Below are 26,203 nucleotides of genomic sequence, written 5' to 3' on the forward strand. Positions count from 1 at the left end.
ATTGAAAATATGCTATCACAAAGCAGTAAGCAATAAGTTTTTGTGATACCCCTTCCATCAAGAAAAAATGGATTTTCTATTTTTTTACTGGGAAAATATTTTCTTCTGCGGATTCTTGTGCTATACTCAAAAAAAATATTTAAAAAAGTTTTTTCGTTTTTAAAATTTTTATTCTAAAGAAAAGGGATGATGAAAATGGCAGAAAAAATCAGAATTGGTATTTTGGGCTATGGCAACTTAGGGAAGGGCGTGGAGCTTGCAATCAGACAGAACCCCGACATGGAGCTTGCGGCTTTCTTCACCAGAAGAGCCCCCGAAGCACTGAAAACACAGAGCCCCGATGTACCTGTATATAACGTAAAGGACGCAATCAGCAAAAAAGACGACATTGATGTTATGATTCTCTGTGGCGGCAGTGCGACAGATCTGCCTGTACAGAGCCCTGAATATGCAAAATATTTCAACATCGTGGACAGCTTTGATACCCACGCAAAAATTCCTGAGCATTTCGCAAATGTAGACGCTTCCGCAAAGGAAGGCGGTCATATTGCTTTCATTTCCGTCGGCTGGGACCCCGGTATGTTCAGCCTGCAGAGACTGATTGGCAACTGCATTCTGCCCAACGGCAAGGATTACACCTTCTGGGGCAGAGGCGTAAGTCAGGGACATTCCGATGCCATCAGACGCATTAAGGGCGTAAAGGACGGCAAGCAGTATACCGTTCCCGTTCCTGCGGCACTGGAAAAGGTAAGAGCAGGCGAAAACCCTGAACTGACCACAAGAGAAAAACACACAAGAGAATGCTATGTTGTGGCTGAGGAAGGCGCAGATCTGGCACGCATTGAAAACGAAATCAAGACCATGCCCAACTACTTCGCTGATTATGACACAACGGTTCACTTCATTTCTCAGGAGGAGCTGGATCGCGACCACAGCGGTATCCCTCACGGCGGCTTTGTTATCCGCACAGGCACAACCGGCGCAGATACCAAGCAGATGATTGAATATTCTCTGAAGCTGGGCTCCAACCCCGAATTTACTTCCAGCGTAATTGCTGCTTATGCAAGAGCGGCTTACAAGATGGCACAGGAGGGCATCACAGGGGCAAAGACTGTATTTGATGTTGCACCCACCTATCTTTCTCCCCTGTCTGCGGAAGAACAGAGAAAAACATTACTGTAAGTTGAAATCAGAATTTCAACTTGATAAAACAGAAGAATAAACTGATGCGTTCCGGCGGTAAACCTTGAAACGCCCAGTTTTCCTCGGCGGAAATAAATTCCGCCTGCGGATTCCAGTCGGGAAAACGCTTCGTTTCCCGAACCCTTCCGCTATATTTGGGACAGAAAATACCCCCATCGGTGAACCGATGGGGGTTGTTTTTTTTATTTGCCCTTCTGCATAACATCAATAATCGTACTGTCCATGGGAGCCATCCCCTCATCGGAGATACGTCCCAGATTCTTTTCCGTCTGCTCTGCGGAGGAACCGATTACGCCGAAATTATGCGGAATGGCAATTCCTTCCATGGCGAGCATCGCGGAAAGATATGCCGCATAGACCCCTGCGGATGCCTTGAGCGCACAGCCGATACTGCCGCCATCGCAGATCATGCCGGTAAGATTTGCCGCCATGTGATCCATTGCCGCGGAGGCCTCCTTCGCGCTGCCGCCCATGAGCAGCACAATACCTGCCGCCGCACCGCTGCCACCGCCCAGAACACAGCCGCAGAGGGCAGAAAGTCTGCCGGTATAATGTTTGCTGAAAATGGTGATTAAGCAGCTGAGTGCCACGCCGCGGATGATTTCTTCCTCTGTTTTTCCTGCAAATCTGCCATAGGAAACAACGGGCATGGAGCAGAGAATTCCATGGGAGCCACTGCCGACAATGCTCATGGCAGGAAAGGGCAGACCTGCCAGACGCGCATCCATGGCGGAGCAGGTCAGCCTCTGTGCGGCGTAAATCATATCGTCACCGACAGCACCTCTATTACGGAAGGCTGCCAGAGTTTTCCAGATTTGCAGACCTACGCCCTTCTCGCCCTCGGCGGAAAGCGCACAGTTCATGGCAATCATTTCTTTCACACAGGACAATTCTGCGATGGGAACGGTTTTTGCATAATCCACCATATCCGCAACGGTAACTGCTTCAAAATCAAAGGCATGCTGCTGTTCCGCCGCCTTTGTCTGCTCTGCCTGAAAGAGAACGGTATCATTTTTTGCAACAAAAACGATATTCGCATGGAAGTCCTCAATGCGGCAAACGCCGACCCCTTCGCTTGTCCGGATTTCCGCAAGGATATAAATGCCCTCCTTTGTTTCATCGGCTTTGATATCCATGGGAATCTGCAATGTCTTTGCCTCGGCAACATGTGCGGCTGTAATATTTTTCAGCACCTCCAAACCAAGCGTCCAATCGCCGCCCAAGGCACCCAATGCCGCCGCCATATTGCAGCCAAGCTCCTGCGTGCCGGGAATGGCGCAGGAAAAGGCGTTTTTATACATGCCGCCATTCATCACCATGCGAATCTCCTGCAGCTTACCGCCCACAGCCGCATAGGCTCTCGCCGCCGCAAGGGCAATCGCGCCGACCTCTGTTACGCCTAAGGCAGGCTTCATTTCATTTTTTAACAGACCGGTAAAATCGAATTTCATTTTTATTCCCTCTCCCTCTCATTTGTCCTACAAATTCTTCTTTCAGTATACCTGTTCCAATGAAAAAAAGCTACCTAAAATGCTCTTACTATCGAGAAAACAATTCTTCCGATACATTCCATCGAATTTTTCGATTTTCTGTTGTGTTTTCATGGAAATTTTTCTATAATAAAATCAGCTTCTCTGACAACGTATGAGAAAAAATACATGCTCTTTCGCACAGCGCGAACAGCATGCAAAAAAACAGAGGATTTATAGGAGGTTTTTATGGAAAACAGAGAGAAATTCAGCTCCCGTCTGGGCTTCCTGCTCATTTCCGCAGGCTGTGCCATCGGTCTGGGGAATGTGTGGAAATTCCCTTACATCACAGGGAAATACGGCGGCGCTGCCTTTGTGCTGATTTATTTTGTATTTCTGCTCATTCTGGGCATTCCCATTCTGACACTGGAGCTTGCCGTTGGGCGCGCCAGTCAGCGCAGTGTTGCCCTTTCCATGGATGTGCTGGAGCCGAAGGGAACGAAGTGGCATTGGTTCAAATTTCCTGCAATGGCAGGTAACTACATCCTGATGATGTTTTACACCACGGTTGCCGGTTGGATGGTTTATTATTTCTTCAAGATGGCGGCAGGCGGCTTTGTAGGGATGAACGCGGATGAAATCGGCGCAACCTTCAACAGCACCCTTGCCAACCCGACGCTGAATGTTGCGTTTATGATTGCCGTTGTTATCAGCTGTATGCTGATTGTGGGCAAGGGGCTGCAAAACGGCGTGGAAAAAATCACGAAGGTGATGATGATTGCGCTGCTGGTGCTGATGATTGTGCTTGCGGTGCGCTCCTTCTTTCTAGCAGGGGGCGAGGAAGGACTGCGGTTCTATCTCTATCCCGATTTTTCCAAGCTGATGGAATACGGCATTACGGAGGTGCTTTTTGCCGCGATGAGTCAGGCTTTCTTCACACTGAGCATCGGCATGGGCGCGATTGCGATTTTCGGCAGCTTTATCGACCGCAGCCGCTCCCTGATGGGCGAGGCAATCTGCATTACGATTCTGGATACGGCGGTTGCGCTGATGGCAGGTCTGATTATCTTCCCTGCGTGCTTTGCTTATGGGGTTGACCCCGGTCAGGGCCCCGGACTGATTTTCGTGACACTCCCCAACGTATTCAATGCAATGCCGGGCGGTCGGCTCTGGGGGACGCTGTTCTTCCTGTTCATGTGCTTTGCGGCATTCTCTACGGTCATCGGTGTATTCCAGAACCTGATTACCTTCTGGACGGATATGACGGATGCGCCGCGCAAGAAAATTGTTGCGTATCATATTGTGGCACTGATTGTGCTTTGCCTGCCCTGCGCGCTGGGCTACAACGTGCTGAGCGGCTTACAGCCCTTGGGCGAGGGCACTGCGATTCTGGATCTGGAGGATTTCCTGGTTTCCAATAATATTCTGCCGCTGGGCAGTATCGTTTATGTGCTGTTCTGTGCATGCAAAAACGGCTGGGGCTGGGAGAATTTCATGGACGAGGCAAACGCCGGCGAAGGGCTGAAATTCCCGAACGGGATTCGGCTGTATGTGAAATATATTCTGCCGCTGATTATTCTGTTTGTATTCGTGATGGGGTATCTCTCCATGTTCAGCAAATAAGCAGCTTTCAACAATTTTTACAAAAGAGAAGGAAGGAACAAGGATGCTTACGATACCGCAATTAACGGAAAAAATGATTGCCTTTTCCGCAGGGAATACGGCGGATATCCACCATTTTCTCTGCGTCTGGGCGTATGCAAAAACGATTGGCGAGGCAGAGGGTCTGGACGAAAAGACGCTGTTTCTGTTGGAGGCAACAGCAATCATCCACGATATTTCCTGTCCGCTCTGTCGGGAAAAATACGGCAATACGGACGGCAAGCATCAGGAGGCGGAAAGCCCTCGGCTGGTGCGTGACTTTTTGGCGGACAGCGGATTCGACGCAGAACTGATTGACCGCATTTCCTATCTGATTGCACACCACCATACGGTGACAGGGATTGACGGAATGGATTATCAGATTCTGATTGAGGCGGATTTTCTGGTGAATGCGGCGGAAAAGGGCTTGGGAAAAGAAGCCGTGGCGCATTTTCTGGAAAACGTGGCGAAAACGGACTGCGGCAGGCGGCTGTTGCAATCTGTATTTTTGGACAAATAAAATTGCCCCTTCGTACCAAAGGTACGAAGGGGTTTTCTTATGCCGTTTTTAAATGGGGTGGCAGACAGTGCCCCATTGGACATCCTCTTTGCCGTTTGCAAGTGTTACTTTTTTGGAGACAACGGCATAGCCGTCCTTGAAATCTCTTGCAAAATCGAAGGTGGGGGCAATGACCCATGTGCCGTCCTCGCCGACATAGCCGTATTTGCCTGTTTTTTCATCCTGATAGGGGGCAAGCCCTTCGGAAAGCCGCATTCTCCATCTGGCATCCTCTTTGGAAATGCGCCCGTTTTCATCGAAGTACAGCTTCACATATTCCACCCTGCCGGGTGCAACCTGCTCCGAAACCTCCGTGGAAATGATGCCGTTGCCGCAGTCATCCAGATATTTCCCCGTTATGATGGATTTCAGCTTTTTGCCCGTGGTATCAATCAGGATAACCTCGCCGCTTTTTTCCTGTGCAAAGGCTTTGCCGTTCCAAAAATCTGTTATTTTGTTATAGCGCAGGGGGATAACCTCTTTGCCGGTTTTATCGATATAGCCGATATTTCTGTCCGTATCCTCTACCTTTGCGAGACCATCCCGGAAAGCAAATGCATCTCTGTATTTCGGCTCGATGACCCAGCCTCCTTTTTTATCAATATAGCCATAACGGGTTTCTGCGCTCTGCCTTCCTTCTTCCTTCGGAAGATCTACGCCTACTGCCGCCAAGCCCTCGGAAAAGGCATCGGCACTGTAAGAGGATAGGGAAATGACTTCTTCGCCCTTTGCGTTGATATAACCGCTTTTTCTTTCCTTATAGTCCATCACCATTGCCAGACCTTCGGAAAAGCTGTCTATCACATGGTAATCGTCCGCAAACTGCGTATTGCCTTCCATATCAAGAATCTGGCTTGTTCCGTCCCGTTTATTCAAACGCAGGAAACCATCCCCATAGCCGCGCAGTCTGAGAACATCCTTATTGCTATATTGGAGCAGTACCTTACCCTGCTGATTCAGAAGGAACCAATCTGCCTGCTGATTTTCATATTCCTGCGGCGCACCCAGAATATCCCCATCGGTATTGACGTATTTTTCCGCGATGAAATAATCGCCGCCGATGGATTTGATATCATCATAGCGGTCTGTCAGGGGAATGCCGAACACTGCCGCTTCGCCCGTTCCCTTGACGGAGGAGGTATCGTTTGCCGTTGCCGCTGTCAGCTCTGTCAGCTGTACGGCTGCGGTTTTTGTTTCTGCATCCCAGCTGAGAGCATCCGCATCGACGATATAGCGGTTAAAGCATTTCAGCACGCCCTCCCAATCGCGCAGGGGGACAAAAACTCTGCCGTCCTTGACCTCCATCTGCCCAAACGAAGGCAACAGGCTGCTGTTTCTCCAGATGCGGTTGCCGGTGATATCAAAGCTCAGCGTGTAATCTTGCATGGTGACCTTGGCAAGCTGAATCCCATCCTCCCAGACAAGCTCTGCATCCGCATCCAACGCCTGCATAAAGGTGCGCAGAGGGAGCATGACATAGCTATCCTTGATATAAATCGGCACATCCAAAGGCTGTGCTGTGCCGTCCTTGGTAAATTCCGTTGTGCCGACCCTTGCCGTAAAGGTATGCGGTGTTTTCGTGAACAGTGATTCCTCCGCCGCGTAGGCAGGCACGCTCCCTGCCAGAAGTGCCGCGCTGAGTGCCATACAGAATATTTTTTTCATACGCCTTTTCCCCCTTTTTATCTGTTCGGATTTTGGATAATGCCCCATTCGACATCCTTTGTACCGTCTGCCAATTTGATTTCATTGGCAACCACCGCATAGCCGTCTTGGAATCTCTCCGCCGCATCAAATGCAGGGGCAATCACCCAAGTGCCGCTTTCGTTTACATAGCCGTATTTCTTTGCCGTCGCATCCCAATACGGTGCAAGTCCCTCGGAAAGTCCCTTTTTCAGACGATAGGTTTCATAGGAAATTTCGCCTGTTTCATCAAAATAGCGTCTTACATGCTCATGGTCGCCATCGGGCAGATTCACAATCTCCTCCGTCATTGCCATGCCGTTCTTCTGCTGATTTGGTTTTGTCCTATCATCATCTGCATATACCAGATATTCTGCATCCGCAATCCGTTTCAGCTTTTTGCCTGCTTTATCAATCAGCCAGTTTTTTCCTTCCGCATCTGACGCATAGGTTGCACCGTTTCGGAAATAGCCTGCCCAACGATACTGACAGGGGATAACCTCCTTGCCTGTTTGATCAATAAAGCCTGCCCGACGCGCATCACTGCTTCGTACCATTGCCAGACCTTCCGAGAAGGACTCCACATGCCTGTAGTTCGCGGCATCAATGACGATTTTGCCTGTTTTATCAATATAAGCATAGGTGCCGTCTTTTTTCTTCACAACTGCCAGACCATCGGAGAAGGGTTTTGCCTCCTCAAACTGCAAAGGAATCACAACCTCGCCGTTTCGATTCACAAAGCCTGTGCCGTTTTTATCCGAAACTGCCGCCAGGCCTTCGGAAAAAGGCTCTACGCTGTTATAAATGAAGGGGATGACGGTTTTGCCTTCCCAGTCGATGGCACCATTGCCAAAGCCGTTTTCCGTATTTCTGCCAACTAAGAAGGTTCGCTCGCCGCCGTCCTCCATATAGTTATCCGTTCCGGTGTCATAGGTCTGCAACACCTTTCCCTTACTATCCAGAAGATACCGTACATTTTCGCGTCCGCCCATGCTGACACCCAAGCCGACATTCGTTTCTCCCGTATATTTCTGTGCAAGGAAATAGCCGTCCCCAAGGGGTTCGATTTCATCATACTGCGTGGAAAGTGCGACAGCGTAGGATGCCTGCGCGCCCTTGCGGCTCAGTGCAGGCTTTTCCAGACCATTGGAGGGGTCAAGCTTCTGTTCCACAGCGCGGACGGTTGCCAGCCTTGTGGTGCTGTCCCATGTGATATCGCCCTCCTCTATGAGATAACCGATGGACTGCAAAATACCCGACCAGTTCCGCAGGGGAACGAAAACGCGCCCATCCTTCACTTCCATTTTGCCCCAGACAGGTAAGTCCTTCCCGTTTTTTGCGATGGTATTCTCCTTTACCGAAAAACGGATGAGATTTCCCCCAAATGCTACTGTCGCCGCCTTGGTTTCATTATCCCAAGCCATTTGGCTTTTCTCGCCCAACGCCGCCTTCATAAAGGTGCGCAGGGGCAGCATGGTATAGCCATCCTTAATATAAATCGGCACATCCAAGGGCTGTGCTGCGCCGTCCTTGGTAAATTCCGTTGTGCCGACCCTTGCCGTAAAGGTATGCGGCACCTTTGTGATATAATCTGCCGCGTAGGCAGGCACGCTCCCTGCCAGAAGTGCTGCGCTGAGTGCCATACAAACGAGTTTTTTCATGTTTTGTCCCTCCCCGAAAATACAACTGTGCTTTTGCTTCTGCTTTCACTCTAGCAAAAGAAAACGCTTCCCTCAAGAGAGGGGAAGGAAATTTAAGAAATTCGTAAGAAATTTGTAAGCTGCTTGTAACACAAGGCGTTTTTCTGTATACAAAAAAGATCCTGCGTGGGAAAATTCCCATACAGACTCTTTTATTTTCTGCAAAATCGGATTAGAATTCTGCGTTATTTACGGTACGAGGGTAAGGCAGGACATCGCGGATATTGCCGACACCTGTCAGATACATTACCGCACGTTCAAAGCCCAGACCGAAGCCTGCGTGTCTTGTGCCGCCGTATTTACGCAGATCCAGATACCACCAGTAGTCCTCTTTTTTCAGACCCAGCTCGTTCATGCGGTTTTCCAGAACCTCCAGTCTTTCCTCTCTCTGGCTGCCGCCGATGATTTCGCCAACGCCGGGCACAAGCAAATCCATTGCCGCAACGGTCTTTTTATCATCATTCAGACGCATATAGAACGCCTTGATTTCTACGGGGTAATCGGTTACGAATACAGGCTTTTTGTAAATCTGCTCTGTCAGATAGCGTTCATGCTCTGTCTGCAAATCAATGCCCCATTCTACGGGATATTCAAAGGTATGACCGGATTTTTTCAAAAGCTCAACCGCTTCTGTGTAGGTCACTCTGCCAAATTCGTTATCGAGGATGTTATGCAGTCTGTCCAGCAGACCCTTGTCCACGAAGCTGTTGAAGAATTCCATTTCTTCGGGGGCGTTGTCCAGAACATACTGAATGATATATTTCAGCATTTCCTCTGCGATTTCCATGTTATCGTTCAAATCGGCAAATGCCATTTCGGGTTCAATCATCCAGAATTCCGCCGCATGTCTGGTTGTGTTGGAATTTTCCGCACGGAAGGTAGGCCCGAAGGTATAAACATTGCGGAACGCCATTGCAAAGGTTTCCGCGGAAAGCTGACCGGATACGGTAAGGTTGGTTTCCTTGCCGAAGAAATCCTTGGAATAATCTACCTTGCCATCGGCTGTGCGAGGCAGGTTATCCAAATCCAGTGTGGTTACACGGAACATTTCGCCCGCACCCTCACAGTCGGAGCCTGTGATGATGGGTGTATGGGCATATACAAAGCCCTTGCCCTGGAAAAATTCATGAATTGCCATTGCAATCAGGCTGCGCACGCGGAAGGTTGCGGAGAACAGGTTTGTTCTTGGGCGCAGATATGCGATTTCACGCAGAAATTCTACGGAGTGGCGTTTTTTCTGCAGGGGATAATCGGGGGTGGAGGTGCCTTCCACATCAATCTGTGTTGCCTTTACCTCGAAGGGCTGCTTTGCTTCGGGGGTTTCCACCAGAAGACCTTTTATAATCAGCGCCGCGCCGACATTCTGCTTGGAGATTTCTTCATAATTCTTCAGTCTTTCCGCTTCAAAAACAATCTGAATATTTTTGAAGAAGGAGCCGTCATTCAGCTCGATAAAGCCGAAATTCTTGGAGACACGCATGGTGCGAATCCAGCCGCCCAGTGTGACCTCTTTATTTGCATACGCCGCAGTGTTGCGGTAGATAGATTTTACTGTTGTCAAATCCATGATGTTACATCCTTTCCTGAGTTTTCTGTCCATAATACTTCTATTGTAGCCGTTTCAAGGGAAAAAGACAACCTTTTTATCGGATTTATCGGAAAAATCAATCCTGCTTTTCCGCTTTCGCCGCCTTCTGCGCCGCAATTTTCTCAAAATTGATATGGCAATAGCCATTGGGATTTTTTTCAAGATATTTCTGGTGATACGTCTCCGCTTGAATAAACTGGCGCAGGGGGAGATTTTCAATCATAATCGGCTGTTTGTAGTCCTTTTGCAGGGTATCCAGAAATGCCTGTGCCGTCTGCCGCTGCTTCTCAGTGAGGGAATAGATGCCCGTGCGGTACTGAATCCCGATATCCATGCCCTGCCTGCCCAGAGAGGTCGGGTCGATGGTATAGCAATATTCCCTGAGAATTTCTGTCAGAGAGATTTTTTCCGCATCAAAGACAACCTCGACCGCTTCGGCGTGTCCGCTGTGATTGCAGACCTCCTCATAGGTGACGCTTTCCTTGAGGGGCGGATTCCAGAGGGGCTTTTCGCCCAGAGCATAGCCGACCCTTGTTTCCAGAACACCATCAACACCTTGCATATATTTTTCCGTGCCCCAGAAGCAGCCGCCTGCCAGATAAATCGTTTCTTTTTTCATAAGAGTCCTCTCTCCTTTCCTAAGTGCCATCTCTCCTTATTTTCTGATGATATCGTAACAATCCGTTCTGCGGTGCTTTAACAGCGGCAGCTCCGCCCGCACCTGCTCCAGCCTTGCAAAATCCAGCTCCGCTGTGAGGATGCCCTCGTTTTCGTCCAGCTCCGCTACCACACTGCCCCAAGGGTCGGTAACAATAGAATGACCCCATGCGGTATAGGAGGACTGCAAATCACGCGCAGGGGCACAGCCTGCCAGAAAAACCTGATTATCCAAGGCACGCATACGGAAGGACATTTCCCAATGGGCAGGGCCTGTTGTCATATTGAAGGCGGCAGGGACAAGGATTGCCCTTGCGCCTTCGAGCGCAAGCAGACGGGACAGCTCCGGAAAACGGATATCATAGCAAATCATCAACCCCATCCTGCCCCACGGGGTGTCGAAGGTGGTGACATCCCTGCCGGCGGTAAAGGTATCGGATTCCATGAAATACTGTCCGCCGGGGACATTGATATCAAACAGATGGGTTTTGCGGTGTCTTGCGATGCAGCTTCCCTTATTATCATAGACGAAGGCGGCGTTATAGATTCTGCCATCCGCCGCAAGCGGAACAGAGCCTGCAACCACATACAAGCCGAGAGCCCCTGCCATTTCGGCGATGCCCTGCAAAAACGGGGCGTTTTCGGGCATGGCATAGCGCACAAAGGCACTGTTTTCATAGGGGCAGCAGCACATTTCGGGCAAAACTGCCAGATCCGCGCCCTCCTGCTTTGCCTGCACAAGCATCTGTTTTATTTTTTCAAGATTTTCCTCAGGTGTCGGCAGGGTTTTTAACTGCAATAAAGCTACTTTCATTCCACAGACCTCCTATCTGCCTTCTTTTTGCCTTTATCATAGCATACCCGAAAAAAAAGAAAAAGGGGATTTGCCTTTTGCATAGTATGGAAGGAGTCTATAAAAAACAGAGAAAGGAGTTTTTCTATGTATCCTTATTTTCAGAAAAACCAGAAACCCAATCCTTCCAATTCTTCCAAGCTTTCTGTCAGAGAAGCAAGCCCTGCCGATCCTCTGCGGCAATTTCTGGCGGAAAACCCTGCCTTCGGCACACTGCTGTTTCAGGTGACGGGCGGACAGGGGGCCGTTCCCATCGAGAGGGCAACGGTTGTCATCAGCAAGGCATTACCCAACGGGCATACGCTTTCCGTTACCACAATGACGAATGAAAGCGGCAAAACGGCAGAAATTTCACTGCCTGCGCCGCGCCGCGATAAATCGCAGACACCGGGCGGCACAGATGTTTTTGCGACATACGATGCACTGATTTCCGCCCCCGGAACGGTTCCTGTTGTGGTGCATGATATCCCCATTTTTGACGGGATTACCACAATTCAGCCTGTCGCACTTTCCTTTGATGTCAGCGGAGCGCGCAGGGACGAGGCAGAAAGCATCACCGATACCGAACCGAATTTATAAAAAAGGAGGAAGCACGCCATGGCTTTACAGCAGGTTCCAACCATTCCCGAAACAATTACGGTACATCTGGGGCTGCCGAATCAGCCTGCGGAAAACGTAACCGTGCCGTTTCCCGATTATATCAAAAATGTGGCCTCCAGCGAGATTTACCCCACATGGCCCGAAGCCGCAATTCGCGCGAATATCTACGCACAGATTACCTATGCGCTGAACCGCATATTTAACGAATTTTACCGCAGTCAGGGGTATGATTTTGATATTACCTCAACCACGCAGTATGACCAGACCTACATCAAGGGACGGGATATTTATGAAAACATCAGCCGCATTGTGGATGAAATTTTCAACAACTATGTGGTGCGGCAGGGGCGTGTTGATCCGTTTTTCACCGCCTACTGCAATGGCACAACCACCGTCTGCGACGGACTTTCCCAATGGGAGACGGTTGCATTGGCGGAGCAGGGGCTGACACCCTATCAGATTTTGCAGAAATTTTACGGGCAGGATATCGGGATTCTGGAAAATGTACCGATTTCCGCAAATGTGCCATCCTATCCGGGTGCCGCGCTACGGCTGGGGGATGCCGGTAATACCGTAAAAACGATACAATTAGAGCTGAACCGCATTGCGGATAACTACCCTGCGATTCCGAAAATTGAGCCGGCAGACGGGGTATTCGACATAGCAACAGAAAATGCGGTACGGGAATTTCAGCGGATTTTCAACCTGACACCGGACGGAATTGTCGGGAAGCCAACGTGGTATCAGCTGAAATATATTTACAACGGGGTGAAACGGCTGAATGAGCTGACGAGCGAAGGGCTGACATTGGATGAGGTGACACGCCCCTTCCCTGCGGTGCTGCGCGAGGGGAGCAACGGTGTGGATGTGCGGTCTTTGCAGTATTATCTGGATGTGATTTCATATTTTAATGATGCCGTTCCCGATATCGATCAGGACGGATACTTTGGCCCTGCGACCACTGCCGCCGTGCGTGCCTTTCAAACGCTCGCCGGACTGCCTGCGGACGGGATTGTGGGCTTGCAGACGTGGCTGCGGCTGCGGCAGGCGTATGACGATATTCTGGCAATGCTGCCGCAGGGGATGAAGGAAAACAACGCAGGGATTTATCCGGGATATTTCCTTTCCTTGGGTATGGAAAATGAGGATGTGCGGAATTTACAGACCTATCTCAAAGGGATTGCGGACTACAGCGGCGTGATTCCGCCGATTGCGGTGACGGGGGTGTTTGACGAGGCGACAAGAGACGCTGTGGCGGCATTGCAGGCGCAGAACGACCTGCCGCCGACGGGGAATGTCGGCCCCGCGACATGGAACCTTATACGGCGTTTGTATAACGCGCGCTAACGAAACTAACTTAGGGTGTCGACAAAGTCGACACCCTCTCCATTACTGAAATAACCTAAAAATATTTGCTTATTCCAACCCTTTTCATTAGCAAATCCCATACCATACATCAACCTCTGCAATCCAATTCATAATTCGATTGCACTCTTCATTCGGTTCAACAAAGCACTTCGGCGAAAAAGAAATAAAATCTAACTCCGGACTAATCTTTTTACAATACAGGACAATTTGCTGATAAATTTCTAACGTTAAAATTGGCTCATATAAGTAAACCAATGCTGAATTATCATCAATATCTCCCAAAGCCCACTTATATTCTTCTCCTGCCGGATTTAAAAATTCAAATTTTCCCTTTTTCTTTATAAAATATTCTTTGGAAAGATAATGCTCCATTCGGTAAATTATAAAGTTGTTTCTGCCTATCCTTCATTATAATGGTATCCATTTTAAAGAATACTTCTCTTTCAGAAGGCATGTCCTCCTTCAATCCCTTAGCGCCTTTGCAATATACAAAATATTTTTTACGAAGTGCTTCCCCTTTTTCAAGGATATATTCATTGCCATCTGCTTCATACGTATATACTCTATTGATCGTTACTATTTGCTCCCCGTTATCTTGATTTACCACTTCTTTATATGCAATAATCCTTTTCTCTTCATCGTATGCAAAACAGCACTCTCTCAGCTGACCGGAACCACTATGATTTTGTATAACAGTACGTTTCAAGAGATTTCCTGCTTCGTCATATTCAAATACCTGCGTTCCCTCGAAGCAGTTCTCTTTTATAAGAGATTTATATGCACATATCTTCTGCCTTTTGCTTTCATGAAAAACTTCAATGATTTGAATATCCTCATATTTCCTTTTCTCCATTTTTTCTCCTTCATCTGTTTGAGTAATTTAAAGCCGCAGATTTTATCTGCGGCTTTTTGCTGATTCTCGCTTACTCAGCGTCTTTTTTCTCGTCTGCGGACTCTTCCTCGTCATCCTCGAAATCGGCAGGGTTATATTCTCCGAAGGAGGCCTTCAGAAATGCCTCCATATCATTGAGCTGCTCCATCTGGTCGCTCATGCCGTCCAGAACATCCTCCACCTTATTCAGGTATTTATTCATTTCGGGGGAGATGGGCTCTACTGCTTCCTCGCCCTCAGCAGGTGCTGCCTCTGCGGCTGCGGGAGCTTCTTCTGTTGTGGGTGCTTCTGCGGCATCCAGCTCCTCCAGATCGATGTCATCCCAATCCTCCGCTTCGTCGCGGTTTCTCTTTTCTCTCAGCTTTTCACGGTAGGTTGCCATATCCTCCTTGATTTCGCTTGCCTTTTCCACCATACGGAAGGCTGCGGAGCGCACGGCAGGCTGCAACTCATCCGCCTTATCCGCCAGCTTTTCCTTCATGCGGAATGCCGCGGAGCTTACCTTGGGCTGCAAATCATCCGCCTTATCGGCTACCTTATCTGCGGCGTTTTTCACCGCGGGATTTTCCTTTACCTTATCGGCAACGGCGCTCAGCGCAGCCCCTGCCTTATTCAGCATACCGCCTACGGCTTTTGTAATGCCGTCCTTTTCGGTACCTAAGCCGCTATGCAGCGCTGTAAGCAGACGTTCTGCCTCATCCACGCTGATGATGCCTTTTTCGAGCATATTCAGGATTGCCATTCTTTCTTCTTTCATCGGTTTTCCCTCCTTAGGTGTTTTCTCATACTTTATGCGCAGGACATATTCATCGGGTCTGTCTGCTTTTTTTCCGAAGGCATACAGGATGCTTTCCACGATGCGGCGGCTTGCCTGTCCGTCACCGAAGGGGTTCTTTGCCTGCGCCATTTTTTCGTATTCCTCTTTATGATCCAACAGTTCCTTCGCCATGGAATAAATGACGTTTTCATCCGTACCTGCCAGCTTCAGGGTGCCTGCTTCCACACCCTCGGGGCGTTCTGTTACGTTGCGGAGCACCAGAACGGGCTTACCCATGGAAGGCACCTCCTCCTGCAGGCCGCCGCTATCTGTCATCACGAAAAAGGAACGGCACATAAGGTTATGCATATCCTTTAAATCCAGAGGGTCGGTGAGGTGGATACGGTCGTTGCCGCCGAGAATCTCATGTACAGGTTCTACCACGGCAGGATTTTTATGCACTGCATAGACCACTTCCACATCGGGATATTCTTCCACCAGACGCTTCACGGCGCGGCAGATATTTTTCAGGGGCTCGCCGAGATTTTCCCTTCTATGGGCGGTCATGGCGATGACGCGTTTGTTTTTAAAATCAATCTGATTGAGTTCGGGGACAGTAAAGGTATAGTCCTCCTCGATGGTATGCGCCAATGCGTCGATGACGGTATTGCCTGTGATGAAAATGCCGTCCGGACTGATATTTTCCTTCAGCAGATGCTCCTTTGCCAGAGGGGTGGGTGCAAAATGCAAATCGGTCAATGCGCCGGTAAGGCGGCGGTTCATTTCCTCCGGGAAGGGCTGATATTTATCATAGGTGCGCAGGCCTGCCTCAACATGACCGACCTTCACTTGATTATAATATGCCGCCAGTGCGCCTGCGAAGGTGGTAGAGGTATCCCCATGGACAAGGACGATATCGGGTTTTTCCTGACCCATGACCTCCTCCAGACCGGTTAATGCGCGGGTGGTGATGCCTGCCAATGTCTGACGGGACTGCATGATATTCAGGTCATACTGCGGATGCAGGTCGAAGATTTCGAGTACCTGATCGAGCATTTCGCGGTGCTGCGCGGTGACGCAGACGATGCTCTCGATTTCGGGAGTTTTTTCCAGCTGCTTTACCAGAGGTGCCATTTTAATCGCCTCGGGGCGTGTCCCGAACACGCTCATTACCTTTATTTTATCCATATTATATCTCCTTCATTAAGACCTTGGGGACGTTGTCCCCAACACCCCTAGCAGGAGCTCAGCCCCTGCACCCGATACCGCAAAACCATGTACATGGTTTTGCAAATGGGGTTCCAAGGGAATCATTCCCTTGGTGGGAGTTTGAGGGTGAAACCCTCAAGGTTTTTGGTCTTTACTTGATTTTGTTCGTCATGGTGCCGATGCCCTCGATTTCGCACGTTACAACATCGCCACTGTTCAGGAACCTCGGCGGCTCAAAGCCCATGCCGACACCCGCTGGTGTCCCCATGGCAATAATCGTGCCTGCCTGTAGGGTCATGCCCTGCGTTAACTCGCAAATAACCTTTTCAATGCCGTTAATCATCAGCTCCGTATTGCTGTCCTGCCGTAATTCGCCATTCACATAGGAGCGAATCGGCAGCGCAGGTGGATTCTTAAATTCATCCTTCGTCACAATCCAAGGACCGATCGGCGTAAAATCATCCAGACTCTTGCCGAAATACCACTGCTTATGCGAGGTCTGTAAATTTCTCGCACTCATATCATTGAGAATCGTATAGCCAAAGACATACTCAAAAACCTCCTCCGGCTTTACATTCCTTGCATCCTTGCCGATGATAACCGCCAGCTCTGCTTCATAATCCAAGCTATCCACAATATCCAGATGCCCGTCGATTTCCTCGCCATCCGCCAAGGCACGATTGATTCTCTTGGAAAAATAAATCGGCACAGGACGTTCGCCGCCAAAGGCCTCATCATGGAACCGCGCCGCTTCCTCCGCGTGTGCATAATAATTGATCCCCAGACAGACAATATCCTGCTTGGGATGGGGAATGGGCGAAAGAATCTGCACCTCATCCAGAGGAATCCCCTGCATCAGCTCCTTATTTCTATCCAGCTTTTCCAGCTTTTTCTCATTCTGCACATCCAGAAAGGTATTCATATCAATGGCACTGCAGCCAAGATAATTGACAGGCACCACCTCGGAGCCGTCATTCTTTAAAACGCCGACAGCTGTTTCGCCGCCATGCTTATATGTTAAAATTTTCATTCTTCCATCCTCCTCACATGCGATTTGGCTCTTTGTTTTCTTTCGTAAAAACGGTATGATTTCTATAATGATACCAGTTTCATCATATCACAAAACCCTCTTTTTAGGAAGAAAAAAAAGGATTCCGCACCGTATGTATACAAGATACTGTGGTTCTAAACGCTTATTCACCTAAATGTGCATAAATATACATCATCTATTATTTAGCGCAAAGAAAAATGCCCAAAAAGATGCGTGCCGTTTCCCGTATTTTCAAAAATATACACAAATTTATGTATTTTTATTATTTTCTATTGCGTTTATTGCATTTTCTATGTATAATCCATTTATAAAATTCATTTTGCACAAAAACCATTACAATATGATTTGTTTCAGGTTTGTTTTTTAAGGAGGAAGAAAAATCATGGCAAAAGAAAAAATCGTTCTGGCATATTCCGGCGGTCTGGATACATCCGCAATCATCCCTTGGCTGAAAGAAAATTATGACTGTGAAGTAATCTGCGTATGCGGTGACGTTGGGCAGGGTAAGGAAACAGACGGTCTGGAGGAAAAGGCACTGAAAACCGGCGCAAGCAAGCTGTATATCGAAGATCTGACAGAAGAATTCATCACAGATGCGGTTTACCCCTGCGTAAAGGCAAACGCTGTTTATGAAGGCAAATATCTGATTGGTACATCCATGGCACGCCCCATCATTGCAAAGAGACTGGTTGAAATTGCGAAAAAGGAAGGCGCAACTGCAATCTGCCACGGCGCAACAGGCAAGGGCAACGATCAGGTGCGTTTTGAGCTGACCATCAAGGCACTGGCACCCGAAATGAAGATTATCGCTCCCTGGAGACTGGATACATGGAAGATGCAGTCCCGTGAGGATGAAATGCAGTATCTGGCTGACCATGGTATCCCCTTTGAAGCAGGCCATGACAACTCCTACAGCCGTGACAGAAACCTGTGGCACCTGAGCCATGAAGGTCTGGAGCTGGAAGACCCTGCAAACGAACCCAACTACGAACACATTTTGCAGATGAGTGTGACACCTGAAAAGGCACCCGATCAGCCCGAATATGTTACACTGGATTTTGAAAAGGGTATTCCCGTTGCAGTCAATGGTGAAAAACTGAATCCCGTTGCTCTCTTGACAAAGCTGAACGAAATCGGCGGCAGAAACGGTGTTGGTATCACAGATATCTGCGAAAACCGTGTGGTTGGTATGAAATCCCGTGGTGTATATGAAACACCCGGCGGTACTATCATGTACTATGCACACCGCGAGCTGGAATATCTTTGCTCCGATAAGAAAACACAGGCATTCAACGAAGTGGCAAGCAACAAATTCACAGAGCTGGTCTACAGCGGCGAATGGTACACACCTCTGCGTGAAGCACTGAGCGCTTATTTCGATAAGGTAAACGAAACCGTAACAGGCACGGTTAAGCTGAAGCTGTATAAGGGCAATATCATTCCTGCAGGCTCTACATCTCCTTACAGCCTGTATAACGAATCCATCGCTTCCTTTACAACAGGTGAGCTTTACAACCACAAGGACGCAGACGGGTTCATCAACCTGTTCGGTCTGTCCATGAAGGTTCGTGCGATGATGATGGAGAACAACAAAAACAAATAAAAACCTTTTTGCAGGACGCTGTCCTGCACCTGCCAAGGGAGTGACTCCCTTGGAACCCCATTTTGCAAAACCATGTATATGGTTTTGCGGAGGGAGGGTAAGAAGATAAGATAAATTATTAAAAATACGAAAGACAAAAAAATACTCCTGTCAGACTTGATGGGAGTATTTCTAATATTACAGAAAAAACCAGAAAAACCACACCGCAAACAGAAGTATTTCTGTTTGCAGTATCGGTTTCCAAAGGGTTGAACCCTTTGGCAGGAGCGCGAGGACAGAGTCCTCGCAGAAAGGACGAATTTTATGGCTAAACTTTGGGGCGGACGCTTCACCCAGTCTACAGACAGCTTTACAGACCACTTCCATTCCTCTATCTCCTTCGATAGCAGAATGTATCAAGAGGATATCACAGGCAGTATGGCACACGCCGCCATGCTCGGCAAGCAGGGCATCATCCCCGCCGATGACGCTGCCTTAATCATCAAAACCTTAAAGGAAATCCTCGTCGATATCGAAGCCGGCAAGGTTACATTTGACGAAAAAGCAGAGGATATCCACATGAACGTGGAAACCATCCTCATCAGCCGTATCGGTGATGTCGGCAAACGCCTGCATACCGGCCGCAGCCGTAACGATCAGGTGGCACTGGATATCCGTATGTATACCAAAAAGGAAATCATCGCGATTAAAGAACTGGTGAAAAATCTGATGGTAACACTGAACGATTTCGCGGCAAACCATACCGAAACGATTTTACCCGGCTATACGCACCTGCAGCGCGCACAGCCTGTTACACTGGCGCATCACCTGCTTGCGTATGTGGAAATGTTCAAGCGCGACTACGACCGCCTTTGCGATACCTACAAACGCACAGACGTAATGCCTCTGGGCAGCGGCGCACTTGCCACCACCACCTACCCTCTGGATAGATATGCCGTTGCTGCGGAGCTTGGCTTTGCCGCAATCACCATGAATAGCATGGACGGCGTTTCCGACAGAGATTTCTGTATTGAGCTGGCATCCACGCTTTCTATCCTGATGATGCACCTGAGCCGCTTCTGCGAGGAAATCATCCTCTGGAGCAGCCATGAATTCCATTTCATCGAGCTTTCCGACGCATATTCCACAGGCTCCAGCATTATGCCCCAGAAAAAGAACCCCGATATGGCGGAGCTGATCCGTGGGAAAACAGGGCGTGTATATGGGCATCTGATGGCGCTTCTGACTACGATGAAGGGTCTTCCTCTGGCGTACAACAAGGATATGCAGGAGGATAAGGAGGGTCTGTTTGACGCGATTGATACGGTGAAAATGTGCGTGCCCGTATTCACAAGCATGATTGCGACCATGACTGTAAAGAAGGATGCCATGCTGAATGCGGCAAAGGGCGGCTTCACCAACGCAACCGACGCGGCAGACTGGCTGGTCAAGCAGGGCGTTCCCTTCCGTGATGCACATGCCATCATCGGGAAGCTGGTGCTGTACTGCATTGAGCATAACACCAATCTGGATGACCTTTCCCTTGCGGAATATAAGGCAATCTCCCCTGTGTTTGATGAAAGCGTTTACGCCGCTATCAATGTAAACGAATGTGCGCAGGCAAGAAAGGTGATCGGTGGCCCTGCGAAGGAAGTAACAACTGCCGCGATTGCTGCAAATAAGGAATATTTCAAAACGATTTAAATAATGAAAAAGCTGCCAATGGCAGCTTTTTTTGTTGGGAAAACAGGCGAATCCCATATTTCATCGGGCTTTATTTTGGCGCACCTGCGCCCAATCGGTGTGAAACACCGCTTTTTCAGTCGCAGGGCATAAAAAAAAGATACAAGATTTTTTCTTGTATCTCTCTTTTCGATTGCGGAGACAGGATTTGAACCTGCCTTGCCCACCTCGAAATCTGGTCGTCCGCTCTCCCTCTCTGCGTTCAGTCTGCGGAACTCCCGATTTCTCGCCTGCATCACCTTCCTTCTTCTGCCACCGGCAGCGGTCGGTGCTGCAGCCCCGGGAACCCGTCGGTCGCAGGGCATAAAAAAAAGATACAAGATTTTTTCTTGTATCTCTCTTTTCGATTGCGGAGACAGGATTTGAACCTGCGACCTCCGGGTTATGAGCCCGACGAGCTACCGGACTGCTCTACTCCGCGGCAGTATAAAATGGGCGGAGAAGGATTCGAACCTTCGAAGCTATCGCAACAGATTTACAGTCTGCCCCCTTTGGCCGCTCGGGAATCCACCCATGGTAGTGTAGTTATTTTTATTTTTCTCCTGCTGATAAGCAAGAAAAAAGCCGATGATCGGACTCGAACCGATAACCTGCTGATTACAAGTCAGCTGCTCTGCCAATTGAGCCACATCGGCGTAACTCGTGCTGAGTACAAGAAGTATATTATCATTCTTTCCACCTTTCGTCAAGTATTTTTTATAAAAATTTTGTACTTTCAAAAAAAATGCGTCAGGGCGCGCAGAATATCCAGAAGATAGGTTTCCATGAACCGCAAAACCACCGCAAGGCTGGCGATATAGCATCCCAATTCAATGGGCTTCTGCATAAAGCCGCTCTGCCATTTGGATGCCATTGCCTCCAGAACCGACTGCACGCAGAGGATGAGAAACAGCTGTCCTGCCAAAATCGAAAATCCTTCCATCTCCGCCACCCCTTAAAAAATTCTTCAGACCATCTTATGAATTTTCCTCTTTTCAAATGCAGAATTTGGGCGCATAATATAGAGTAGGATAATTTCTTCCAATAAGGAGGTTTTTGATATGAAAAATGCACTTGCAAAATATTTTCTCGGCTTTTTCGGCGCAATCGGCGCTTTGCTTGCAGGTCTTGCCGGCTATCAGCAGGTCTGCCTGCGGATGGCACGCAAAAAGAAAGATGAAACCCATGTTATGGAAACATACCATGCAAAGGAAGGCGAAATTGCATATCGTTCTGTAGGGCACGGCAAGCCTCTGGTTCTGGTACACAGCATGATGCTTGGTGCATCCGGCAGAGAATGGGATGCAGTGATTGATGCCCTGGCGGAGGATTACCATGTATACGTTCCGGATTTGCCCGGCTTCGGCAATTCTTTCTGTCCCGAAAAGCCATGGACAGCATATCAATATGCAAATTTGCTGCATGCATTCATCGAGGATGTCATCGGTCATCCCGTCTGCTTCTGCGGTGCGAATGGCGGTGCGGATTTTGGTTTACTGCTTTCTCTGCTGTACCCGAAGGATATCCGCCGCATGGTGCTCATTTCCCCGGAGGGCATCGGGAACGGCTTTGCGACCAACGAGGACACGAAGCAGCTTTCGCTCCTGCTCTCCCCCATTGCAGGCACGGAGCATTTTCTCATCGGCACAGGCAAATGGAAAATCAGAGCCGCACTGGAGCAGGCGATTTTCGCAAAGGAAACCATTTCCGCGGAGCTGGTGCAGCAATATGCGCGGGCGGCACGCTTCGGCACGCATGCACAGGCAACCTTTGCCTGCCTGAAAACACGCTTCTGGGCAGCAGATACCAAGCCTGCCTTTGAAAAGCTTTCTGTCCCGTTTCTGATGATCTGGGGCGAGGAAAACAGGCTGAACCCGACCTCTGCCTTCGATACGGCAGAAAAAATGAAGGACTTCGGTTCCTTCGCACTGTTTGAAAACACAGGTGCTTTGCCCCACATGGAAAACAGCAAGGCATTTCTGGAAAATCTCAATGAATTTTTAAACCAATCACATATTTTTTAAGTAAGGAGAACTGATACATGCAACACTGGACCAAAATACCCGGGCTTTCGCAGGAGGACATGGAAACCTTTTTTCAAAATGCCATGCTGCCCGGTTCTGAACTCAAGCACCATGGGGTAATTCCGCAGATGAACCCCGTTTTTGTCACCTGTGACTTTGTAAAAGGCACGATAGACATGGCGTATCACGCGCAGGAATGGGAGCTGAACCCTGAAAATATCATGCATGGCGGCATCATTTCTACCGCACTGGATACCTCCATGGGCCTTCTGGCGCATTATTATACACATCTGAGCGCCCCAACCGTTGTTACCGTTACAATGAATGTCACCTTCCTCAAGCCTGTCCTTGCAGGAGATATCTTCCATATCCAATGCCAGCTGGATTCCCTTGGGCGCACCCTCGCGACTGTAAAGGCCGAGGTTCGCTTAGAGCGGGACGATATTCTGGCAGGGATTGCGACAGCAACATTTATGGCTGTGAACGAATAAGGGAGGATAGATAATGGTTACATTAAAAGACGAAATTTCCTCGCAGGAAAACATGGAGCAATGGATGTCTCAGCTTGGACATCCCGAAAACCCCATTTCCAACAAGGGCGTACTGGTGCGGCTGCAGCCGCAGTTTGTTTCCTGCGATTTTGAAAAAAGAGAAAACTGCATTGCATTTGAGGCACTTCCCTGGGAGCAGAACCCCGGCGGCACCCTGCACGGCGGCATCATCATCACCTGCTTTGACGTTGCCTTCGGCTTAACCTGCCATTATTACGCAAAGCAGCACCAGATTACCACCGTCAATCTGACAACCACCTTTCTCAAGCCCGTATTTCTGGGCGATGTGGTGGAATACCGCGTGCGGATTACCCATCTGGGGCGGACGCTCGTCAGCATGATGGCAGAAGGACATGTGAACCGCAAGGGGAAGGATGTCCTCATCGGAACAGCAACCGCTACGTTTATGAAATTAGATAAAACATTCGATCATCCAATTTAATATAAATTGAAAACCTCGGGGAATCCCTCGAGGTTTCTTTTTATTTCGACTTAGCAAGGCTTCGCCGGTATGTATTCCAGTAAATCCTCTGTTGTGCAGTCCAGTGCATAGCAGATACGCGCGAGGATATCCAGATCCATTTTTTCCAGCTCCCCCTGATACCATTTATTCACAACCTCAAAGCGTGCATCAATCCGTTTGGCAAGCTGATTGCGCGTGATGTCTCTTTCCTCCATAATTTCTCTCAAATGCAGTGCAATATGCCCATAATCGGCACGAATGAGAATCCCTTTTTCCTTCATGCGGCTTTCCCCCTCCATGGTGTTTCGTTACGTTCTATATGGTAACGATTATAAACCGCAGATGGGAAAATTTCAAGCCGATTCCACGGCGTTTTTGCGAATCCGAATCAGAATTTCACAGCAATCGGCATCCTGCTTATCCTCATAGACCACATCCACACCCGAACGGCGAATGACCTCAACGCTTTGCTTGATGGTATTGGTGAACAGGCGAAAATCGGAGGAACGGACATAGCGTTTTTCCTTCTGCTCGCCCTTTTCGGGGAAACGGGGGCGCATCTGCTCCAAGGTTGCCTCGACGAGCTCCTCTGTTTTTTTCACGTTCATTTCCTCCTGTATCATTTGTGCGAGGACGAACAGGCGGCTTTCCTCATCGGGCAGCTTCAACAGGGCGCGCGCGTGGCGTTCGGTAAAATGATGCTCCAGCAGGAGTTTTTTGACGCTGTCCTCCAGCTTGAGAATCCGCAGCTTATTGGCAATCGAGGACTGGCTTTTAGAAAGCTTTGCCGCAAGCTCCTCCTGTGTCAGTCCGTAGTCCTCCATCATATTACGATAGCCCTCCGCCTCCTCCAAAAAGCTGAGGTTCTGGCGTTGGATATTTTCGATGAATGCCATCACGGCGCTATCGCTGTCGCTGACCTGCATGAGGATTGCAGGGATAGTTTCCAGACCTGCCAGCTCGGCGGCGCGCAGGCGGCGTTCTCCGGCGACCAATTCATAGGCACCGCCGCTCATTTTACGGACGGTAATCGGCTGCAAAATACCGTAGGCGCGGATGCTGTCCGCCAGCTCCTCCAGTGCAGTGCGGTTGAAGTATTTTCGCGGCTGATAGGGGTTAGAGCGGATTTTATGTATGGGCAGCTGAAAGACCACCTTATCCTTTTTGAGCCGCATTTCCGAAAATTTCAAAACCTCCATATTTTTACCTCCTTTAAGACCTTGGGGCTTTGCCCCAACACCCCACCAGAGGGTAACCCTCTGGACTCTATTTGCACAAAATATTTCATATTTTGTGCGTGGGACAGATTGGGAAAGATTGGGAAATATTTTATTTCTTCATCAATAGCTTTATTTCTTGTTTTTTTCATAATATCACAGCAAAATTCCGCTTGGAGAAAAACCATTCCACAAAAAAAAGCCCATATCGACACAAACCGTGCCGACAAAGGCTTTTTCAGACTCAACTAAGAGGTTCCTTTTTAATTTTCCCTGCATTTCGGGGGTATTTTTTCGGGGTAGGTGCGATTTTTTCGATGAACACAAGCTTATGGGACAAATCGGTATGGGGAATCGCAACATCCTTAATTTCTACCAATCTGCCGCCCAGCTTTTTCAGTGCGCCCTTTGCCTGCTCTGCCTCTGCCGCGGCATCAGGGCCCTTCAGTGCCGCAAGCCTGCCGCCGACCTTAATAAAAGGCAGGCAATATTCTGCCAGAACAGAAAGATTTGCAACTGCGCGTGAAACGCACAAATCGAACCCTTCACGGTACTGCGGGTTCTGTCCGCCATCCTCCGCACGGCTATGGACATAGTGGACACCCTCTAGGCCAAGCTGACTGCCGACCTCCTGCAAAAAGCCGATGCGCTTCTGCAAGGAATCCAGAAGGGTCAGTTCAATTTCAGGGCAGGCAATTTTTACAGGAATCCCCGGAAAGCCTGCACCTGTGCCGACATCAATCACGCGCATGCCGTCCCTCCATTCCACGCAGGGAACAAGGCTCAGGCAATCGGCAAAATGCTTGAGCACCACCTCACGCGGCTCGGTGATAGCAGTCAGGTTCATTTTTTCATTCCATTCTAGCAGCAGAGAAAGATAGGTCATGAACTGCTCCGTCTCTTTCTCTCCCAGAGAAACACCCATCTGTTCACAGCAATCCCTGAGCAATGCCCGATTTTCCATTTATTCCTTCCCCTCTCTCTCGATACTGAAAATTTTCCATGTGCCGAAGGCGTTTGGCTCCGCCACCATGCGAAAGGCAAACACCTCTCTGTCCTTTTTGCTTTTCTTGGCAACGGAAACGCGGCGAATGCCTGCGCCCTCGTCCTCCAGAAAGCAATGGTATTCCTTCAAATCCTTTAAGAAGCCTGCCATTTCCTCATAATCCACCACCTCGGCGACTCTTTCGGAAAAATAGCCCATGGCTTCGTCCTTTTTTCCGCTTTCCACCGCCTGCAAAAAGGAACGGAGTGTCCCTCTTGGGTTTGGCAGGGAAACATAGGCAGGCTTATGGGTATCAAAGGCGGCATCCGTCAGGGAAAGCGTTTCCTTCGGCAGATAGAGCTTTTTCTCTCCCCGTTTCACCTGTTTTTCCCTTTCGTTCCAAGGCAAAAAAAATCCTTTCATCCCATC

Annotated in this window: 27 protein-coding genes, 3 tRNA genes and 1 pseudogene; 10 read left to right on the forward strand and 21 right to left on the reverse strand. The window is 49.0% G+C overall.

Annotated elements, in window-relative coordinates:
• Positions 1–195: 195 nt before the first annotated feature.
• Positions 196–1,182 (forward strand): diaminopimelate dehydrogenase, encoded by a 987-nt coding sequence (locus GPK49_RS07310; RefSeq protein ID WP_215677186.1) that lies wholly within the window; start codon positions 196–198, stop codon positions 1,180–1,182.
• Positions 1,183–1,385: 203 nt separating this feature from the next.
• On the opposite strand, the gene GPK49_RS07315 is transcribed toward GPK49_RS07310, so the two are convergent.
• Positions 1,386–2,654: an L-cysteine desulfidase family protein gene (locus GPK49_RS07315; protein WP_118582483.1), complete on the reverse strand. Its 1,269-nt coding sequence runs from the start codon at positions 2,652–2,654 to the stop codon at positions 1,386–1,388.
• A gap of 267 nt (positions 2,655–2,921) precedes the next feature.
• Here GPK49_RS07315 and GPK49_RS07320 point away from each other — a divergent pair, with 267 nt between their 5' ends.
• Complete coding sequence (locus GPK49_RS07320; RefSeq protein ID WP_016406857.1) at positions 2,922–4,295, forward strand: sodium-dependent transporter; 1,374 nt, start codon at positions 2,922–2,924, stop codon at positions 4,293–4,295.
• Between the two features lie 43 nt (positions 4,296–4,338).
• Positions 4,339–4,833, forward strand: coding sequence for an HD domain-containing protein (locus GPK49_RS07325; protein ID WP_215677188.1), 495 nt, complete (start codon positions 4,339–4,341; stop codon positions 4,831–4,833).
• Positions 4,834–4,881: 48 nt separating this feature from the next.
• On the opposite strand, the gene GPK49_RS07330 is transcribed toward GPK49_RS07325, so the two are convergent.
• The 5 genes from GPK49_RS07330 to GPK49_RS07350 form a co-directional block, all read right to left on the reverse strand.
• Complete coding sequence (locus GPK49_RS07330; protein ID WP_215677190.1) at positions 4,882–6,537, reverse strand: WG repeat-containing protein; 1,656 nt, start codon at positions 6,535–6,537, stop codon at positions 4,882–4,884.
• A gap of 17 nt (positions 6,538–6,554) precedes the next feature.
• Positions 6,555–8,216, reverse strand: coding sequence for a WG repeat-containing protein (locus tag GPK49_RS07335; RefSeq protein WP_215677192.1), 1,662 nt, complete (start codon positions 8,214–8,216; stop codon positions 6,555–6,557).
• A gap of 211 nt (positions 8,217–8,427) precedes the next feature.
• Entirely contained in the window at positions 8,428–9,822 is a 1,395-nt protein-coding gene (gene asnS / locus GPK49_RS07340; RefSeq protein ID WP_016406853.1) for an asparagine--tRNA ligase, read from the reverse strand.
• A gap of 97 nt (positions 9,823–9,919) precedes the next feature.
• Positions 9,920–10,462 carry a peptide-methionine (S)-S-oxide reductase MsrA gene (gene msrA / locus GPK49_RS07345; protein WP_016406852.1) on the reverse strand — a complete coding sequence of 181 codons (543 nt, stop codon included), beginning with the start codon at positions 10,460–10,462 and terminating at the stop codon, positions 9,920–9,922.
• A 36-nt stretch (positions 10,463–10,498) separates the two neighbouring features.
• A complete protein-coding gene (locus GPK49_RS07350; RefSeq protein ID WP_016406851.1) occupies positions 10,499–11,314 on the reverse strand; it encodes a carbon-nitrogen hydrolase family protein in 816 nt (271 codons plus the stop codon).
• Between the two features lie 126 nt (positions 11,315–11,440).
• On the opposite strand from GPK49_RS07350, the gene GPK49_RS07355 reads away from it, so the two are divergent.
• Positions 11,441–11,932 (forward strand): hypothetical protein, encoded by a 492-nt coding sequence (locus GPK49_RS07355; protein ID WP_016406850.1) that lies wholly within the window; start codon positions 11,441–11,443, stop codon positions 11,930–11,932.
• An 18-nt stretch (positions 11,933–11,950) separates the two neighbouring features.
• Positions 11,951–13,300 carry a peptidoglycan-binding protein gene (locus GPK49_RS07360; protein ID WP_215677194.1) on the forward strand — a complete coding sequence of 450 codons (1,350 nt, stop codon included), beginning with the start codon at positions 11,951–11,953 and terminating at the stop codon, positions 13,298–13,300.
• Between the two features lie 87 nt (positions 13,301–13,387).
• Here the strand turns inward: GPK49_RS07360 and GPK49_RS07365 are convergent, their stop codons facing one another.
• The 5 genes and pseudogenes from GPK49_RS07365 to GPK49_RS07380 form a co-directional block, all read right to left on the reverse strand.
• The gene (locus GPK49_RS07365; RefSeq protein WP_215677196.1) at positions 13,388–13,693 is read right to left on the reverse strand and encodes a hypothetical protein; all 306 of its coding nucleotides are present in this window, start codon (positions 13,691–13,693) and stop codon (positions 13,388–13,390) included.
• The gene (locus tag GPK49_RS07370) at positions 13,641–14,174 is read right to left on the reverse strand and encodes a hypothetical protein (protein WP_215677198.1); all 534 of its coding nucleotides are present in this window, start codon (positions 14,172–14,174) and stop codon (positions 13,641–13,643) included. Before GPK49_RS07370 ends, GPK49_RS07365 begins: the two co-directional genes overlap by 53 nt.
• A 70-nt stretch (positions 14,175–14,244) precedes the next feature.
• Positions 14,245–14,970: an SHOCT-like domain-containing protein gene (locus GPK49_RS13170; protein WP_444876946.1), complete on the reverse strand. Its 726-nt coding sequence runs from the start codon at positions 14,968–14,970 to the stop codon at positions 14,245–14,247.
• A gap of 45 nt (positions 14,971–15,015) precedes the next feature.
• A pseudogene (gene wecB, locus GPK49_RS12965) lies at positions 15,016–16,158 on the reverse strand (non-hydrolyzing UDP-N-acetylglucosamine 2-epimerase); the annotation flags it as partial.
• Between the two features lie 172 nt (positions 16,159–16,330).
• Positions 16,331–17,209 carry a fumarylacetoacetate hydrolase family protein gene (locus GPK49_RS07380; RefSeq protein ID WP_215677202.1) on the reverse strand — a complete coding sequence of 293 codons (879 nt, stop codon included), beginning with the start codon at positions 17,207–17,209 and terminating at the stop codon, positions 16,331–16,333.
• A 400-nt stretch (positions 17,210–17,609) separates the two neighbouring features.
• Here GPK49_RS07380 and GPK49_RS07385 point away from each other — a divergent pair, with 400 nt between their 5' ends.
• Complete coding sequence (locus GPK49_RS07385; RefSeq protein WP_444876947.1) at positions 17,610–18,833, forward strand: argininosuccinate synthase; 1,224 nt, start codon at positions 17,610–17,612, stop codon at positions 18,831–18,833.
• A 303-nt stretch (positions 18,834–19,136) separates the two neighbouring features.
• Positions 19,137–20,516, forward strand: coding sequence for an argininosuccinate lyase (gene argH / locus GPK49_RS07390; protein ID WP_118582458.1), 1,380 nt, complete (start codon positions 19,137–19,139; stop codon positions 20,514–20,516).
• Here the strand turns inward: argH and GPK49_RS07395 are convergent.
• The 5 genes from GPK49_RS07395 to GPK49_RS07415 form a co-directional block, all read right to left on the reverse strand.
• Positions 20,513–20,791: a hypothetical protein gene (locus tag GPK49_RS07395; RefSeq protein ID WP_215677204.1), complete on the reverse strand. Its 279-nt coding sequence runs from the start codon at positions 20,789–20,791 to the stop codon at positions 20,513–20,515. The two genes, argH and GPK49_RS07395, sit on opposite strands and share 4 nt — an antisense overlap.
• A 111-nt stretch (positions 20,792–20,902) precedes the next feature.
• Positions 20,903–20,976 (reverse strand) — tRNA-Met (locus GPK49_RS07400).
• A gap of 11 nt (positions 20,977–20,987) precedes the next feature.
• Positions 20,988–21,068 (reverse strand) — tRNA-Tyr (locus GPK49_RS07405).
• Positions 21,069–21,117: 49 nt separating this feature from the next.
• Positions 21,118–21,190 (reverse strand) — tRNA-Thr (locus GPK49_RS07410).
• A gap of 80 nt (positions 21,191–21,270) precedes the next feature.
• On the reverse strand, positions 21,271–21,477 hold the full coding sequence (locus GPK49_RS07415) for a hypothetical protein (protein ID WP_016407208.1): 207 nt from the start codon (positions 21,475–21,477) through the stop codon (positions 21,271–21,273).
• A 118-nt stretch (positions 21,478–21,595) separates the two neighbouring features.
• Here GPK49_RS07415 and GPK49_RS07420 point away from each other — a divergent pair, with 118 nt between their 5' ends.
• From GPK49_RS07420 to GPK49_RS07430, 3 genes are read left to right on the forward strand one after another with little or no spacing between them, the layout of a single operon-like run.
• Complete coding sequence (locus tag GPK49_RS07420) at positions 21,596–22,558, forward strand: alpha/beta fold hydrolase (protein WP_215677206.1); 963 nt, start codon at positions 21,596–21,598, stop codon at positions 22,556–22,558.
• A 17-nt stretch (positions 22,559–22,575) separates the two neighbouring features.
• Complete coding sequence (locus GPK49_RS07425; RefSeq protein ID WP_215677208.1) at positions 22,576–23,049, forward strand: PaaI family thioesterase; 474 nt, start codon at positions 22,576–22,578, stop codon at positions 23,047–23,049.
• Between the two features lie 13 nt (positions 23,050–23,062).
• Complete coding sequence (locus GPK49_RS07430; protein WP_118581502.1) at positions 23,063–23,551, forward strand: PaaI family thioesterase; 489 nt, start codon at positions 23,063–23,065, stop codon at positions 23,549–23,551.
• A 50-nt stretch (positions 23,552–23,601) separates the two neighbouring features.
• On the opposite strand, the gene GPK49_RS07435 is transcribed toward GPK49_RS07430, so the two are convergent.
• From GPK49_RS07435 to GPK49_RS07455, 5 genes are all read right to left on the reverse strand, one after another.
• Positions 23,602–23,853 (reverse strand): helix-turn-helix domain-containing protein, encoded by a 252-nt coding sequence (locus GPK49_RS07435; RefSeq protein ID WP_016407212.1) that lies wholly within the window; start codon positions 23,851–23,853, stop codon positions 23,602–23,604.
• 72 nt (positions 23,854–23,925) lie between these two features.
• A complete protein-coding gene (noc, locus tag GPK49_RS07440) occupies positions 23,926–24,771 on the reverse strand; it encodes a nucleoid occlusion protein (protein WP_016407213.1) in 846 nt (281 codons plus the stop codon).
• Positions 24,759–25,037, reverse strand: coding sequence for a hypothetical protein (locus tag GPK49_RS07445; RefSeq protein ID WP_215677209.1), 279 nt, complete (start codon positions 25,035–25,037; stop codon positions 24,759–24,761). Before GPK49_RS07445 ends, noc begins: the two co-directional genes overlap by 13 nt.
• Positions 25,034–25,753, reverse strand: a complete 720-nt coding sequence (gene rsmG, locus GPK49_RS07450) for a 16S rRNA (guanine(527)-N(7))-methyltransferase RsmG (protein ID WP_016407214.1) — start codon at positions 25,751–25,753, stop codon at positions 25,034–25,036. Before rsmG ends, GPK49_RS07445 begins: the two co-directional genes overlap by 4 nt.
• On the reverse strand, positions 25,754–26,197 hold the full coding sequence (locus GPK49_RS07455; RefSeq protein ID WP_215677211.1) for a hypothetical protein: 444 nt from the start codon (positions 26,195–26,197) through the stop codon (positions 25,754–25,756).
• Between the last annotated feature and the right edge of the window lie 6 nt (positions 26,198–26,203).

This window comes from Clostridium sp. MCC345, assembly GCF_018785345.1.
GTDB classification, from domain to species: domain Bacteria; phylum Bacillota; class Clostridia; order Lachnospirales; family Anaerotignaceae; genus Anaerotignum_A; species Anaerotignum_A faecicola.